The organism is Mucilaginibacter angelicae (assembly GCF_042434235.1).
Classification (GTDB): Bacteria; Bacteroidota; Bacteroidia; order Sphingobacteriales; family Sphingobacteriaceae; genus Mucilaginibacter; species Mucilaginibacter angelicae.
On sequence record NZ_JBHLTS010000023.1, the window covers coordinates 105093 to 121477 of the forward strand.

Below are 16385 nucleotides of genomic sequence, written 5' to 3' on the forward strand. Positions count from 1 at the left end.
TTTTGTACCGGGCCCGTTTTAAAGTATAGTTGTTAGTTATTGATTGTTGCCAGTTGTCTGTTTTCGATTGATCTCCCATGGGGTGGGGACGAAGTGTTGAGCATCCCGTTTATGATGCGTTGGTTGATATATGCCGAAAATTTCAGAGCCCCTTTGAAGTTTAAATGCCCAAAATCGGCAAAGTCGTCGTTTTTTAACGGATAATTATTGAAATCCAGGAACTTTATCTCACCGAAATAACGTTCGCGGATCAATGAAAACTCGGCCTCATTATGTCTGTATTCATACAAAGGGTGTTGCGGGCTCCTGATCAGGAAAACGGTTTTGTGCATGTTGGTGCAATAATCTATGATCTTCCTCAGATATTGAAGGTTGGTTGTTGAGATGGTGTTTTTGTTTGAAGATGTCTTGATGTTTCCGTTGGCCGGATTACTTGATGGCAGGGGTTTGGAACCCTCTATTTTGAAATACCCGCCTGTTTTTCCGGTATAATCATAATTAAATGAAAGCGCTTTAATGAGGTTGGTACGTGCTGCTAAGCCTATACAATTCATAAAGTATTTTGAATTATGCTTAGCAAGCAATTCAAAATCTGATACGCCCATAAAAGACGCGTATTGCGGAAACATGTTCGACATGTAGGTATATCCCCATGTCCAGTCATCCATTTTTGTGTCAATCTGGTTGTTTGAAAACTCAATCAATACCGTTGTTATCTGTGGATTTTGTGACAGGTATTTTTTTACTTTTTGAAAGGTATAAAAGTATGACTCGGCCGAATGTGACAGATTGGTAAGTTTGGGGATCAGGGTATCATTATAAGCACACTCAGAGTGCGAGTGGCCAAAAAGCGCGATGGTACTATTGTTCTTTATACCAAACTTTGAGAATTTATTTACCATAAAGCCCGGAATTAAGGCAATAGCCAATATGAGCAGGCAGCCAACCAAAGCAAATGTTATGGTTTTAATTAAAAAGCGGTGCATGGCTTAAAATTGAAAATAAATAAACTGCTGTTCTTTCCCTGTAAATAAAAAAATAACCATAATCAGCGTATAATAAAAAGCCAATCTGTATCCTCTTCTTCTTAGCCAGGTTAGTTTTTCAATGGCATACTGGTTTTCGCGCCCCTGCCACTCAACTATTATAAAGGCGAAGATCAGAATGATCAGCTCAAGTAACTGTGCCTTATTAACGTCAAGTTGAGGCACGGAGAAAAGCGACCTTGAAAAAATCCCGCCAAGGTATTTAAATGCTTGCGTAACACTATCGGCCCTGAAAAAGATCCATGCAAAAATCACCTGTATAAATGTGAGTACCATTTGTAAAAATTCAACCGGCGTTGGCAGCGCTTTACCTTTGGCTACAATTTCGAGATGGTTTCGGTTTGTTTTTAACAGGATGGAAGGAAGAATAAATAGTGCATTTAAAAGTCCCCAGATGATGAAGGTCCAGTTAGCGCCGTGCCAAAAACCGCTGACTAAAAAAATGATTAAGGTGTTTCGCACTTTGAGCCAGGTGCCGGTTTTGCTGCCCCCGAGAGGGATGTACAGGTAATCCCTGAACCATGATGATAACGAGATATGCCATCTGCGCCAAAACTCGGCCATGTCCCTTGAAAAATAAGGGAATGCAAAATTTCTCAGTAGCTCAAATCCAAAAAGTTTGGCTATGCCTAACGCCATATCCGAATAGCCTGAAAAGTCGCAATAGATTTGAAAAGCAAAAAATATTGCTCCTAAAACGAGCGTGCTGCCCGGATAATGCGAGCTGTTTGCAAATATTGTGTTGGCATAGTCGGCACATTGATCGGCAATGACAGCTTTTTTAAACAATCCCCAGAGGATCTGTCTCAGGCCATTAATTGCTTCCTGGTAATCGAATTTTCTTGTTGTTTTTACCTGGGGTAACAGGTGTGTGGCCCGTTCAATAGGCCCAGCCACCAACAGCGGAAAAAAGCTTACAAACAACGAATAGTCAATGAAGTTTCGCTCGGCCTTAATGCGGTTTTTATATACATCAATTACATATGATAAACCATGGAATGTATAAAAAGAAATCCCAACAGGCAAAATTACATTTAGCGTGAACGGGCTTAAATGGATCCCCATATTTGCGCATAAGCCTGCAAGCGATGATGCAAAGAAGTTGTAGTATTTAAAAATACCTAAAAACCCCAGGTTTACAGATATGCTTAACCAAAGCCAAAAGGTTTTAAGGCCTTGGGTTTTGGCCTGGAACATTTTTAGCCCGGTAAAATAATCTAAAAGGGTGGAAAAGATTAATAGGAGTAGAAACCGCCAGTCCCAGCAAGCGTAAAAGAAATAGCTTGCTGCAAGCAGCAGTAAATTTTGCTGCTGCAGTTTTCGGTTTAGTACAAACCAATAAAGTACAAAAACCACTATCAGAAATATCCCGAACCCAAACGAATTGAAAAGCATGATACCGTTAATTATAGGAATAGCTGAAACCGGGTCGACTTAAGAATAATCGGCGAAAACAGAGGTAGGTGGTAGGTAGATGTATTAATGAAAAGCAGCAATAAGCCGGCTGCCTTTTTGCAGCGGCTAACTTATATTGTATATTGTACTAAAAATTGAGTACAGGTTTTATCAATATTGAAATAAGTTATATGATGTGCAGGCGGCTATTAATCGGGTTTTAATGTATTTTCATTACGTAAAGCCTCATTGAATTTTTCAAGCAGTTTTATGTACTTATCCATCCAATAATAGATAGCATCAAGGGGGGCATCTTTAGCCTCCTGAGTTTCGATATCCTTGTCGGCATTTGGTGAGTTAAACCTCAGGGCAAATTCATTTGGAAACTCCTTTGAAAAATCATGCTCTATGACAATTCCAATTTGGCAAATGATATCAAAGCTTAGCCTTTTGGTGTTGAACCAATTGTATAAGGTTCTGCGGCTAACATTGAGTTTCCGGGCGATTTCACTTATCCCCATATGGTCACGTCTAACAATTCGCTCCACAATTTTACCGAAATGTAAATCCTGAGTGTCATTGATACCAATTGATCTTTGATCATTACTGATATACGAGCTAACTGGGTAATAAACTTTGCTGTGCATAAGATTAGATTCGATTAGGTTGTCAATTTTTAGTTGGTTAGCATATTCAAATTTAGGTTATTATAAAATTGCAGGTTACTTATTGATACTTATGATCATAAATATCTAATTGGCTTTTTTGAGTCATGATTTTAAGATTTAGGTTTATCCATTTGGTTAATATTCAATACTTCACTTTTCCGTGTTGGTAAACTAACAGTAGTCTTTTGAAACTTTTGTTTTGGTGTTTACGTATTAAATGTATGTATACTTCTTTTCTTTATTCAACCTATAAAAGGTCAAATTATACCTGTAAACGACGCTGATTGAGCACTGTAGCACTGCCTGGCAGCTTTTTGAAGAGCGTTAACTGCAGTTGTTTTGTGAGTGATAGTTAAGTTATTAAACTGTTACCCATTGAAAAGAATGTTCTTATAGCTTAATTTACTTTAAATGTAATTTATTTACAAATAGGATAATTTGAAAGAATGGAGCCTATTCAAACTTATGAATTCGCAAAATTCGGAGATCAATTGGCTTTTTTTCTTTTCCGATTTTAGAATTTCGGAACTAAATAATTTTCTGAATAATTAACGCTTTTAATAGCCGGTTGTTTTAAACGGCGAAATAGGAGTTATATCCAGCAATATTCCGGATAGTTTTTTGCACTTATTATTTTGAAATTCAGGATAACCAATAATTCTTATCCTTCTTGAATTACCTTTTGCAGTTATCATATCAACTTCAATATCAAAAGGACTGCCATATCTTAATGCATCTTTTAGCGCTTTTTTACTAAGCTTTTGACTTTTGCCCTGCTTAAGAAGCATCCACAGTGCTTTTATATCGGGTACAAAGTACTCAGGTAATTCAAGGATACTTTTTATAACGTTATCCCATTGCATGGTGTGTGTAAGCAGATCTCTTGTCCAGGTACCCATTTTTGAAAAGGTAGCGGCCCTTTTCAGAAGTTTTGCTGCTCTTTCATTCTCTTTTTCGATAGCTTTAATTTTAGAAATGTCTTCAGTGTGAACACATAATCCGCCAACCTCTCCTGATGGGCTAAACCAGGGATAGATATTCCACTTTAACCAGGAGCGGGTTCCATTGTTCTTTTTCAGCAGCAGCCCGTCGCACTGGTATATGTTACCTTTTAAACAGTGAAGGTGCAGCTTTTCGCATTTCTTTTTTGTGTCGGGTAAAATTTCGTAAATGCTTTTCCCAATAATATTTATGTTTTGAAGATTGTATTCGGTGATCCAGCCTTTTGAAACAGCAATAAACTGCATCTCAGCATTGAACATAGCAATAGTTATAGGAGCTTCTTCAATCAGCGTTTTATAATGATTGATGTTTTGTTTCTGTGGCTGATCAGGTTCCAGGCCTGCCGATTTTTCCTCCAAATATTTATGATAGCATGCCGAAAAATTTGATGGGTTGGAAAAGTTTAGCATTACAGCCATCTGGTTTTTATTGCAGCGCTTTTCCCTGATATATCTGTCTGCAATTTCCATTTGCAGATACCGGTAATAAGAGAAAATTGTGCGGCCAAAGCTCTGCTTAAAATCCCTTTTGAGCTTTGATTCAGATACAAAATGTTTTTTTGAAAGCGCGGTGATACTTGGAAATCCGGTAAACAGGTTTTCGTTTAACGTTTTAGCCACATTTTCAAGTAATTGGTCATTTTGAGTTAAAAACTCAGGCAGTTTTTCAATTCCTGTTTCATCATCAACGGGTTTGTTATTTAGCGGACTGATATCCGTCATATGTGCATAAAAGCCCTTTACTTCAGCTTCAACATAATCTGGGTGATAAGTAACCCGTACGTTTTTTGCTTTGCCCGAATACCAATGAATTACCTGATCAAAAACCTGTATTTTACCTTCCAGTACGCGATTGATATAAGGAAGCTGTACATCAAATAAAGTACCTAAAATTTCTGAAAGGTGCGACTTATTGACCATTTGGTCCGGAGTTATTCCAAACCAATCGGCCGTAGCTTTATTGGCATACCGGCAAATCAGGTTTTTATCCCAATAGGCAAGCATAGCCTCCGTGTGCTCCGTCACATTGAACGCTATTTCAAAAAAATTAGAATTCAGATCAAAGGACATTGGATCTCCTCTTAAAAAAAATAATACTCATCGATTTTACCCATCATAAGGCGGATGAGTTTTTAGGTTATAATTTGCCTAAATCTGCAAATTATTATTGATAACCTATGAGATGAATCATATAATTTACAAAAAAGCTTAATTTGCCATCTGTTTATCAATCAATTTTATATCGAGCTTTTCATATTGTGAATTATTGCTGATGTAATCGGGCAGTATGGTTTTCATTTTCGATACCATCAAATCAACTTCATTATGCAGGTTAAGCTCCAAAAGATCTTTTATTAAATTGTTGATCTTAGCGTAACTAACAGGGATGTTTTTTGAGATCTTAATGTCTTTGTTATACGTTGGTATAACTTCTTCTTCGGCATTTAACAACTCTTCATACAGCTTTTCGCCGGGCCGCAGGCCGGTGTAAACAATTTGTATATCTTTTCCTGGTATAAGGCCTGCCATCTTGATCATATTGGCGGCCAGGTCGGCAATTTTCACGGGTTCGCCCATATCAAACAAAAATATTTCACCGCCTTTACCCATTACCTCTGCCTCAAGCACCAGTTGAACGGCTTCAGGTATCGTCATGAAATATCTTGTGATATCAGGATGGGTAACGGTAACAGGCCCGCCTTTTTCAATTTGCGCTTTAAAACGGGGGATAACAGAGCCGTTAGATCCAAGAACGTTGCCAAAACGGGTTGTTATAAACCTGGTTTGGTTACCTTGTGATAGATCTGAGTTAAAAAAATGTTCTTCAAATAGTAAATTATTTAAAGATTGGATATACATTTCGGCAATACGTTTTGAGGCCCCCATGATGTTTGTAGGGCGTACAGCTTTATCTGTTGATATCATCACAAACTTTTCAACTTTATATTCAATGGAAATATCGGCCAGGTTTTTTGTGCCCCACACATTGGTTAAAATAGCCTCGGTAGGGTTATTCTCCATCATGGGTACATGCTTGTAAGCCGCAGCATGAAACACTATTTGAGGCCTGTATAAATTAAATAGGGCTTTTATCCGGCCTGTGTTTTGGATATCGGCAATGAAGATGCGGGTACGGTTGCCATAAAGGCCATCTTCAATTTCCATTTGTATATCATGCAGCGGGGTTTCGGCCCTGTCACATAATACTACAAACTCAGGATTGTACATTAATACTTGCCTAACCAGTTCTGAACCTATCGATCCTGCGGCACCCGTGATGAGGATCCGTTTACCTTTAATTTCGCCCAGGATATGTTCATTACAGATCTTTATGGGTTTTCGCTCAAGCAGGTCTTCTATTTTTAAATCTTTAAACTGGTTTAAATTGGGTTTGCCATTGATCCATTGATCTGACGGGGGCACAACAACAACTTTTATACCAAGTTCGATACATTTTTCAACAGCTTTTCTTTTTCCGTCAATTTTTATATCCTCAGATGTTATCAGCATTGACTTTATATCATACCGGTTTTTTAGCATATCAATTGATTTGATGGGATAAACCCGTTTTTGCTCAATGCATTTTGATATCCTGTCAACCCCGGTGTCAATAAACCCCTGAACATTTAGCATAAACCCTTTTTGTGCTTCGAGGGTGTTTTTGATAAGGATGGAAGGCTCGTTTGAACCGTATATCAGTACATTTTCTTTTTCAACCTTGTAGCTTGTTGCCTCAATGAATTTAAAAACATCCTTGATAATAATACGCATGCACATCAGCATGGATGAGGTGATAAAGAAATTGATCAGCAACACATCAAACAATCCTCTTACATCTATTTTAAGATAGAAAGCAAAGAACGTATGATATAACAGCAGGAATGTAACATTACTTGCCAGTACGGTTATTAAAATCCGCATCATGTCCCTTGTATTGGAATACCTGATAATGCAGGTATGTATTTTCATTATCATAAAAACCAACACCGCATTGGCGCAGTAAAATATCATGTAATAAAGACTTACAGGATCAAACTGAAGCCTGTTTTTAAAATACAGGGATGTCCATAATGATAACAAAACCACCATCAGGTCAATTACCAGGATTAGCCATCTTGAATGGAACTTTTCCTGGAACAATAAGTTTTTGAGGTATATCATAACTGGTTTATTTAAGTATTATCATCTAAGCGTATCTGTACAGTGGGAAAAAATCCACTTCGGTATTTTCTTCAATGCCCTTATCCTGCAAAAGCATTCGATATACTTCCGGATTGGCAATATATCTCCATGTTTTAAAATCGAAATGGAGATCGGAGAAGGCGCATTTCCAATCAAAGAGCTTGTCGTTTTTAAACCCGAGGCCGCCCCCCAGGTTGTAATATTTCATGCCTTTTTCCCTCCCTATCTGAGTTATAGAGTCTGCGAGGAACTTGGTTGGGCTATGATGTAAGTATTCTGCACGGGCGCCAACCAAATGGGCCTGGATAATGCCATTGGTAAAGGCTATTATAGTGCTTGCAATGGCTATATCCTTGTCATAAACAGTTAATAAACGTGCTTCATATTCGGAGGTGTTTAATATTTCTGAAAAGTATTTTTCGTTAAACAAGTAGTAGCTGCTGGCGCCTACACGTTTCATGTTTTCGGTATAAATCTCAACAAAGGTGTTTATGCCGGCGGTATTGGTTTCATCTTCTACCCTGAACCCTTTTTTCCAGGCGTGTTTAATAGCATCCATGGTTGATTGCCTGTACTTTTTTCGCTGCTCATCAATGGTAAGCGAAAGATCAAATACAACGGTTTTGCCGTTTTCATGAACGCCCCCAAATTTCTCCAGTAATTTTTGCTGCTTATAAAAGGGGTGCAGCCTTACAAAAACAGATACATATTTTTCCTTTATAAGGAAATTATTGAAGGCAACTTTATAGTTATCCATCATTGCCTCATCTATCTCATCAATTTTTTTGTTCGAAAGGGGACCCGAAAATCCGTATACACAGGTGAGGTCGCTGTAATCAGATCCCGGAATTTTTCGCTGCAGCAGCGGAAAGCCGATGTAAGTATCTGCTTCTTCATAAACAAATAAAATGGGTTCGCCGGCTGTTTCAAGGGAGTGGTAATGCCACGTATGATAAAAATCATACTCTGCCGAGTTGCCCACATAAGAAATCCATTCCTCTTTGTTGAGGAGGGTAAAAATCTTAATCATTGAGTTAAAGTTTAGGAGATAGAATTATGTTCCTGATTTTGAAGGTGAATAAATTTGCTTTTAGTAATACTCATTGTGATCATGTCATTTGCTTTACCGGTAATTTCAAAACCTGCTTTTTCATAAACAGTTATTGCCGCAATATTTGCCGGGTGTACCTTTAAATAAATCTCCTCCAGTTCCTTAATCAAAAAACCGTACCGTATCATTTGTACTGTTGCCTGGTACCCAATTCCTTTACCCCAGTAAAGTTTGTTACCAATAAACAGATGCAGTTCGGCGTCACGGTCAGTAATATCCAGCAGTTGGATATTACCTATGTAGGTATTAAGCTCTTTAACGCAAATAGCAAATCTGAGCTGGTCGGGTTTGGCCAGTTTTTCACGTAACCAGGCTGTTTCAATTTCCGAACTGATATAATGAGTGGGTTTGTAGCCGGTGTAAACCCATATTAGCGGGTCATTTCGCCATGCATAAGATACGGACGCATCTTCTATTACAAGGGGGCGTATGTAAACTGAAATGGTCATAAAAAAAGTCTTAGCGTATTTAACATATTAAACATATCCTGAAGATCATAGCGTTGATCAATTGGCAATGGTACCAGGCAATGAGCCAGGTAATTTTCGTCGGTGTTTTTTTTGGTCCACTTAAACACATTGGGCCAATAAGTAGCTACGTATATTTTTTTCTGTATCAGGTGTACTTTTAGATGGCGGTCGTTATTCAAAAAAGGATAAACCATTGGTACGGTATGCTCATCGGTGGCGTCAAATTTGAGCAGGTTAAATTCGGCAAGGTGTTTATGCAAAAAATTAAAGTTTCGCTGCCGTACAAATACACATTCGTTGTAATTAATGCTTGAAAGTATTTTACGGGTTAATAACGACATTGATCTTATCTCGTTGTTTTCCAGGTCTTTGCTGTTATTAACATAATCAGAATACCCGGCTTCTATACCTTCATCAATGCTTTTTATCAGGTGCGAAAAGCGATGTACCGAGGTATCTACAGGGAGCTTTTTAGCAAGTTTTCTTTTGATGCTTAAATATGCGCCGTCCGGAACGCCAAAAAACTTGCGGCAGGAGTAAAATGTATCAATACCGGCAAGCGGTTCTGAAAAAAAGGCCTGCGAATTATCAATTATCAGGTTTTTGATTTTGCCGCTAAGCTCCAGTACTTTTGCCTGTTTTATTCCAAAATAATTAGTGTATAAAAAGCAGGCATCAGGTTCAATTTCAAAATCAATAACGGGATCTAACTGCCTGTCGATATGATAAAACTGGTATTGAACGCCTGTTCTTATAAGGGGCTCAAGAAGCACATCGCAGGTAAAATAAGGGATGTAAATTTTAGGATATTTTTTTTGTATCAATATGTATTCTAACGCATTACGCCCTGTGTTTAAATGAACCAAATCGGGGTAGTATTCGTTCCCTTTGGGCAGTTCCAGCTCTAAATACCCTCCTATGGGTTTTAAAGCGGCCTTATTTTTTTGCATGACCGTAAATTGAGTGTGAAAAATAAAGTTGTTATCCCTGGTCGCTTTTATACATTCTTAAATGAATGGGCTGATAATATTCATCAAGGTTTTCAGGAATCCGTGAATTGTATCCCAGTACCTGCCGCTGATCGGCACTTAGCTGGTCAATGAAATCGTAACCTAATACCCTTGGGTAGTCCATTTGTGGTTTAATAAAGGGGCGGGTAAATCCCAGCGTTAATGCGCGGCGCGGCTTGATCATTTTATTTTCGCCGGCTGCATGCCATATATTTGAGTCGAAAAGAATAATACTGCCTTTAGGTGTTACAGCTCTGTCGGCATTTTCGTAAAAATAAGCTTCATTAGGTTTGATATCCGTTTTATGCGAGCCTGATAAAAAATAGGTAGCACCATTTTCCGGTGTAAAATCATCAAGGGTAACTATCATTTGCACCAGTAATTTGGTATCGCCCATAAAGGTGCGCACGTCGCGGTGCATATTACTCAAATAGGGATGTTCCTGCTGAAGTTGAATCACTGCGTTAAAGCCGTTCAATATATAGTTGCCACCCAAAAAATAAGCTAATTCATCAGCACAATACATTTTTTCAATAAACGGAAGACTGAAATTGCCTTTTTCAACAAGGTGGTGGAGCGTGCCTGTCATATTAGCGCTTATCCCATTTTTTTCCTGTATGGCCCGTCGTTTAACATAAGCTTCCTTTAAGTCCTCATTGATAGTTGCAACAAAATCTCCATCTAAGGCATTTTCAAAAATAACCCATCCATAATCACGCATAGCAACGCGAAAATCTTCAAAATGCCTCTCTCCGTAATAAAGTCTGTTTTTCATGTATTGTATTATTGGTTTACAGTTGATTAGTTTAGCTCCATTATCTGCATCATCCTGGCGTTTACTTTATGCACGTCAAATTTTTCCTTTGCCAACGCCAGTCCGTTAAGCCCGAAGCTGCTGATAGCCTGGTTGTTGATTATGAAGTATTCCATTTTGCGTACAAGCTCGGCTGTGTTTTTAACAGGTATTAAAAAGCCGTTAACATTGACAGAAGTTTCAACAGTTTCCCGGCATCCAACCGAATCGCAGGTTATAATGGCGCGTGCCATGGCCATGGCTTCAAGCAGGCACCGGGGGATGCCCTCCCTGTAATATGAAGGCAATACAACTACAGATGATCCGCTTATGTACGGCCGTACATCGTCAACAGCACCCAGGTAATCAATAACACTTCTATGTTTTATCTCCGCAAACAGATCGGGATGAATGGCATCAACATTATCATCATAAGGCCCAATGAGTTTAAAAGTTACCTGCGGATGTTTTAAGTACACAATCTGCGCGGCTTCAAAATATTCACGGATCCCTTTAGCGTTAATAAGCCTGGATACCATGATAAAGCTTATGTTATTGATATCCGGCTGAGTAGGTGTATAGTGGTTCAAATCAACTCCAGAGCCGTTGACAACTGCTGTTTGATGTTTTGCAGATATTATTTTAGAATTAAGCAGGGTTTGAACATCATCTTTATTTTGAAATATGACAGACAAGCCCGGCCTGTTTCTGAGACTGAACTTAAGCAGGGTGCGGCTAATTTTGCTTATGGCAGATTTATTGCCGGCCACAAAAGTATAACCCAGGCCCGAAAGCATTGGAGTTATTTTATCTACTCCGGCAAGTTTGGCTGCAAGTGTTCCGTATATAACCGGTTTAAGGGTGTAAGGGAAAAAAACATCAGGTTTTAGCTGTTTAATGAGCCGGTAAAGCCTGTATGCATATTTCAGATCAGATAAAACGGATACATTACTGCCGTTTAATTTGTTTTCAAATACAACTATGTTTAACAATGCAAGTTTTGCACGTTGTTCGGGCGGTATTGCGGGGGTAAAAACATATACGGTATGTTCTTTTCGCATCAGCTCAACTAATTTACCTCTGAAATCAATCAGCGATTTGGCCGAATCGCAGGCGATCAGCACTTTTTTGCTTGTCATAATGGTATAATAAGCAATAGGTTATATGGAGGGTTTAAGCTTTGTGAAGCGCTGCCTTTAGTGAACAAGAACCGGCTCTGGTTTGATGTTTTTTATATGATAATACTTTTTATACCAGGCTATAAACCGCTCAACCCCTGTATGAACCGAAACCTGAGGTTTGTAGTTCAGCATTTCATCTAAATTTGAAACATCGGCACAGGTTTCGGCCACATCACCATCCTGCATCGGCATTAATGTTTTGATTGCTTTTTTGTTTACCTGTGTTTCAATTTCGCTAACAAAATCAAGCAGGTTAACCGGTGCGCCCCTGCCAATGTTAAATACCCTGAAAGGTGCAGAAGAAGTAGCCGGATCCGGATCATTGGCATTCCACAGATAGTTTGGTTCGGCTGGTTTGTCAATAACATGTGTAATGCCTTCAACAATATCATCTACATAGGTAAAATCGCGCAGCATATTGCCGTTATTGAAAACCTGAATAGGCTTACCTTCCAGGATAGCTTTAGTAAAAATGAATAAAGCCATATCCGGCCGGCCCCAGGGCCCGTAAACGGTAAAAAAACGTAAACCTGTAGTGCGCAGGTTAAATAAATGGCTGTAGGTATGCGCCATCATTTCGTTGGCTTTTTTTGACGCCGCATATAGTGAAACCGGATGATCGGCAATATCATGCTCGCTGAATGGCATTTTTTTGTTTAAACCATAAACGCTTGACGAACTGGCGTAAACAAGGTGATCAATCTTGAAATGCCTGCAGCACTCCAGGATATTTAAAAAGCCTTTTATGTTCGAGTCGATATAAACCTCGGGGTTAGTAAGGCTGTAGCGTACGCCTGCCTGGGCAGCCAGGTTGCAAACGGCATCAAACTGGTAATTTTTAAAGTGCTGTTCCAGGTTTTCCTTATCTGTGATATCCAGCTTTATAAATGTATAATTTGGATATTTGGTGCTGCAAACAGGTTTGTTATAAACCATTCCTGATACTTTTATGCCGGCATCCAGCAATCGGTCGTGTTTTAGCTTTACGTCATAGTAGTCATTAATGTTATCAATGCCTACAACGGTGTCACCTCGTTTTAGTAGTTTTTGGGTTAAATGATAGCCAATAAATCCCGCGGTGCCGGTGATTAAAATTTTCATAAATAAGTGAAATTAGGTTTAAATGAAGCCTTGTGAGGAAAGGCGGTTAATTAACTGGTTAATTAATAGCGCGAACGTTTAAGCGGGTTCCGGGTAAATTTCCGGGTAGCAGGAAATGATGACCGGAGAAGGTAGGTAGATGTAATTATTGATTTATCTGAGTAATAATTATACCAAATTGCGAGAGTTTTTAAGTGTGATTTGATAATCCTACTTCATGGTATAAGTGTACTTTCTCCCGTTTTTAAGCGGATCGCTATTGTCTGACGTTGAGAAATACAGTGTGTTGCCCCAATGGCTGAATTGCCCCAGCCCAAAATTACGGATATCATTATGGGTAGAGTGGGCCGGCCCAAGTTCAACACCATTTTCAAACAGCCTTAGTTTTGAAACCGTTGGTGAGGTATTTGAATCCCCAATTTCAGGCAGGTCATAGCCAATTTTGTAACAAAAACCGCTGTCGACTCTCAATCCTATCAAGCTTATCGCTTTGATGGATTCGTCCTGTGGCTGTGGCGTAACAGGAGTAGTTGTAGGTACGGTTGGCGTTGGCTGCTGGGCTTTTTTACAGCCGGTAACAGTAGCTACCATAGCTACAGTTGTTATTATGGGCAACACAACATTTCGGATGGATTTAATAATTGTTTTCATAAAATTTTATTTTAGTTAGTTAAAGTTGTTGCGCTACTATGTATAGGTTGGGGGCAGGTTATACCAGTGCATTTAATATTGATTTAATAAAAATTTCGGGGGTACGGTCTTCTACATATTGCATTATTAGGTCCTTATTATGTTTTTTAGTGCTCAGGGCAGTGTTGATAGCTGAGGTTAAAGAATTTACATTGTCGGCTTCGGCCAGGTAAATGCCAGGGATCTCGTCAATACCTCCCGCGCAGTTGGTGCTGATCACCACTGGGTTCAGGATCATCATTTGCAACAACACATTTGGGAAACCTTCTTTTATTGATGATACAACGCAGGCTTTTGCGTGTTTAAAATAGGGCATTGGGTTGGCTATCCATCCCTTTAATATAACCCGGTCTTCTAATTTTAATGCACTGATCAAATTCTCAAGTGAAGCTTGTTCCGGGCCTTCGCCAAATATGAGCAGCTTCAGCTTAGGGCGAGATGCTTTAATTTCATCAAAAGCCATAATCAGTATGTCAAAACCTTTTTCAGGTATGAGCCGCCCGGCTGCGCAAATAAACTCAGCAGTTGCATCGGCAGCAGGCAGCGCTGCTTCGGCTTTTATCAAGTTTTGTTCAATATCAATCGGGTTTTTTTGAATAATTACCTTTCGCCTGTCAATGTATGGAAGGTGCTGCACAAAGGTATCGCGCATGCTGCAGGTTTGGCATACCACTAAATTTACGCCGGGATAGCCAAGCCAATAGGCTACCTTATAACTCCATTTTTTTAAACCACTATAACGGGTTAAAACAGATGAGCATTCCCTTACAATAAGTTTTGATTTTAAATAACCAATCCGCTTTAAAAAGCCCAGATAGGCATTTAAATAGGGATGGGTACTAAAAACAATATGATCGGTACGGTAGTGGCTTAAGCTTTTTACTAACCGGAAAAAGCCGCCGGATACGCTATTGGTACTTACATATTCGGCATGCAGGTCACCTGGTATATTTAGCCCCCCACTATCTACTTTTTTTAAAAATAGCAGGCTGGCGTTACTGGCCCGGGCCGCTTGTAATAATATGTTTTCGGCTCCGTTTGCCTTATCGGTGATTGAAACAAAAAGTAATTTAGGCTTCATTTCAGGCATTAATTAGGCTTATTAAGGTTCTTTAGCTTTCTGATCACTTTTTTAAACGGCCCCATTGCACTAAACACTTTCCGTTTTCCGTCAACAATCAATAAACCGTCTTCAAAGTTTATGGTATGCAGGCCTTCATCATAAGGTGCCTGGGGGAGTAATTCAAAAGCAGTATGGTATTGAAAATCTGATTCGGTTAGGGCGGTTATTTCATTGATCATTACCGATCCGCCATAACATTTTTTGGGGTTTTGGCTTGGCATGTAAAGCTTTTGCCCTACTATGAACAGGCGGCCTGCCGACCGGCTTACGTTTGAAGCCACCTTTATCGGGTTTTGTTTATGTGCCTTAAACGGCGAGTCAAGCTTATCGGCATAAAATAAGTACAGTACGCCGTGCTGACCTGAAACACTTGTAAAAAGCCAGTATTTGTCGTTGTAACGTATGATGGAACTGTCAACAAATGCCTGGCCTTCTAACAGTACCCTGATCTTTTCAAATTTATATGGGTTATTCATATCAATTTGATAAAGTGCGACTTGTTTGGCTGTTGCAGTTTCCGGGATGCAGTATAGCTGGTCGCTATCAGTGAACATGTAAGGATAGGAGAGGTGTATATCATCTTTCATGATGCCATTTACTTTTTTCTTGTTTTTAAAATGCATGTCATCTGTCATCATGATCTCTCCTCTGCCCTTCCAAAAATTAAGCTCTTCATAATACAGATGCAGGCGTCCGTTTATATTTGCTGTAAAAGGGTCGGCGGCATAATCTGCCGAGCCCTCTGATAACCAGTTGATCTTTCCGTTTAGTTGCTTGGTGTGGATGAGGTTTTCTGGAGATTGTGATATGTAACCTATATTCCATTTATCATAACAGAATAGTTTATGAATAATTGAATTAAGCGCAGAGATAAGATCTTTCATAATCGGAATATTTTTTTTAGAAATGACAGGAATGTTAATGATATAGGTACATAGTCGGTTTCCTGCAGCAGGCAGCCACCAAAGCTATCTTTGAACTTATTTATCTTTAAAAGTTCAGCATCTGAAGTATTATAAGCGTAGCCCCCCAGATCATAAATTTTAAAGCCTAACTGCTTAAAAAAGCAAATGTCTTCAAAATGCAGCAGGCGGTTTGCGCGGCCGGCCACAGCCCTTAACTGGCTGTCGTTTTCATTTCTGAAAAGGGATGCCGAATGTAAGAGCCTTACCCTTTGCGATGAGTTATCGCGTATGTAAGCGTGCATCACAAGATCTTGTCCCTGGTGTACTGCTTTGGTAATAAACAGGTGAGGTTTGTACTTGTAAAACTCTTTATTAAGTTTTTTTAAGCCCTTGGTAATTGCAAATGAGTTGTAAAAATCAATGAAGCGCTTAATGCCGGTGCCCATTACAGTTGTAACACCATCCTTTACTGCCCTGCGTATTTCGTAAGTGGTGTTTTTATCAAAATTGGCTTCAATGGCAGTTATTGGCGCGTTGATATCAATTATTTTGGTAAAAAATGATTCTTTGCGGTATCCGGGAACTGCTTCACTGCTTTTACTCTGTTTATAATATTTTAAAAGACATCCCCATAAATTAGGTTTCGCGGCAAACCACACAACTGTGTACGGGACTATGCGCATAGCCCTGTTGTTAATCTGGATCATA

15 protein-coding genes are annotated in these 16385 nt (G+C 39.2%); all 15 read right to left on the minus strand.

The genetic code is table 11. From position 1 onward, the window contains the following. Positions 1-32: 32 nt before the first annotated feature. The 15 genes from ACFFGT_RS17600 to ACFFGT_RS17670 all read right to left on the minus strand — a co-directional run bounded on the left by ACFFGT_RS17600 (position 33) and on the right by ACFFGT_RS17670 (position 16384). Entirely contained in the window at positions 33-986 is a 954-nt protein-coding gene (locus tag ACFFGT_RS17600; RefSeq protein WP_377023842.1) for an LB_356 family protein, read from the minus strand. 3 nt (positions 987-989) lie between these two features. Beyond that, positions 990-2441, minus strand: a complete 1452-nt coding sequence (locus tag ACFFGT_RS17605) for an MBOAT family O-acyltransferase (protein WP_377023843.1) — start codon at positions 2439-2441, stop codon at positions 990-992. 209 nt (positions 2442-2650) lie between these two features. Beyond that, on the minus strand, positions 2651-3088 hold the full coding sequence (locus tag ACFFGT_RS17610) for a helix-turn-helix domain-containing protein (protein ID WP_377023844.1): 438 nt from the start codon (positions 3086-3088) through the stop codon (positions 2651-2653). A 578-nt stretch (positions 3089-3666) separates the two neighbouring features. Beyond that, the gene (locus ACFFGT_RS17615; protein ID WP_377023845.1) at positions 3667-5181 is read right to left on the minus strand and encodes a PAS domain-containing protein; all 1515 of its coding nucleotides are present in this window, start codon (positions 5179-5181) and stop codon (positions 3667-3669) included. Between the two features lie 138 nt (positions 5182-5319). Continuing rightward, positions 5320-7272: a polysaccharide biosynthesis protein gene (locus ACFFGT_RS17620; RefSeq protein ID WP_377023846.1), complete on the minus strand. Its 1953-nt coding sequence runs from the start codon at positions 7270-7272 to the stop codon at positions 5320-5322. A gap of 25 nt (positions 7273-7297) precedes the next feature. After that, on the minus strand, positions 7298-8323 hold the full coding sequence (locus ACFFGT_RS17625; RefSeq protein WP_377023847.1) for a GNAT family N-acetyltransferase: 1026 nt from the start codon (positions 8321-8323) through the stop codon (positions 7298-7300). A gap of 11 nt (positions 8324-8334) precedes the next feature. Further along, positions 8335-8853, minus strand: coding sequence for a GNAT family N-acetyltransferase (locus ACFFGT_RS17630; protein WP_377023848.1), 519 nt, complete (start codon positions 8851-8853; stop codon positions 8335-8337). Next, a complete protein-coding gene (locus ACFFGT_RS17635; RefSeq protein ID WP_377023849.1) occupies positions 8850-9824 on the minus strand; it encodes a hypothetical protein in 975 nt (324 codons plus the stop codon). The genes ACFFGT_RS17630 and ACFFGT_RS17635 overlap by 4 nt, the downstream gene beginning before the upstream one ends. A gap of 31 nt (positions 9825-9855) precedes the next feature. Next, positions 9856-10659 carry a phytanoyl-CoA dioxygenase family protein gene (locus tag ACFFGT_RS17640; protein ID WP_377023850.1) on the minus strand — a complete coding sequence of 268 codons (804 nt, stop codon included), beginning with the start codon at positions 10657-10659 and terminating at the stop codon, positions 9856-9858. A 26-nt stretch (positions 10660-10685) separates the two neighbouring features. Then, entirely contained in the window at positions 10686-11816 is a 1131-nt protein-coding gene (locus ACFFGT_RS17645; RefSeq protein WP_377023851.1) for a glycosyltransferase family 4 protein, read from the minus strand. A gap of 57 nt (positions 11817-11873) precedes the next feature. Continuing rightward, positions 11874-12959: an NAD-dependent epimerase gene (locus ACFFGT_RS17650; RefSeq protein ID WP_377023852.1), complete on the minus strand. Its 1086-nt coding sequence runs from the start codon at positions 12957-12959 to the stop codon at positions 11874-11876. A gap of 210 nt (positions 12960-13169) precedes the next feature. Then, positions 13170-13610, minus strand: a complete 441-nt coding sequence (locus ACFFGT_RS17655; protein ID WP_377023853.1) for a hypothetical protein — start codon at positions 13608-13610, stop codon at positions 13170-13172. A gap of 58 nt (positions 13611-13668) precedes the next feature. Continuing rightward, positions 13669-14730, minus strand: a complete 1062-nt coding sequence (locus ACFFGT_RS17660) for a glycosyltransferase (protein WP_377023854.1) — start codon at positions 14728-14730, stop codon at positions 13669-13671. An 8-nt stretch (positions 14731-14738) separates the two neighbouring features. Continuing rightward, positions 14739-15656 carry a glucosamine inositolphosphorylceramide transferase family protein gene (locus ACFFGT_RS17665; RefSeq protein WP_377023855.1) on the minus strand — a complete coding sequence of 306 codons (918 nt, stop codon included), beginning with the start codon at positions 15654-15656 and terminating at the stop codon, positions 14739-14741. After that, positions 15653-16384 carry a GNAT family N-acetyltransferase gene (locus tag ACFFGT_RS17670; RefSeq protein WP_377023856.1) on the minus strand — a complete coding sequence of 244 codons (732 nt, stop codon included), beginning with the start codon at positions 16382-16384 and terminating at the stop codon, positions 15653-15655. Before ACFFGT_RS17670 ends, ACFFGT_RS17665 begins: the two co-directional genes overlap by 4 nt. Position 16385: the final 1 nt, after the last annotated feature.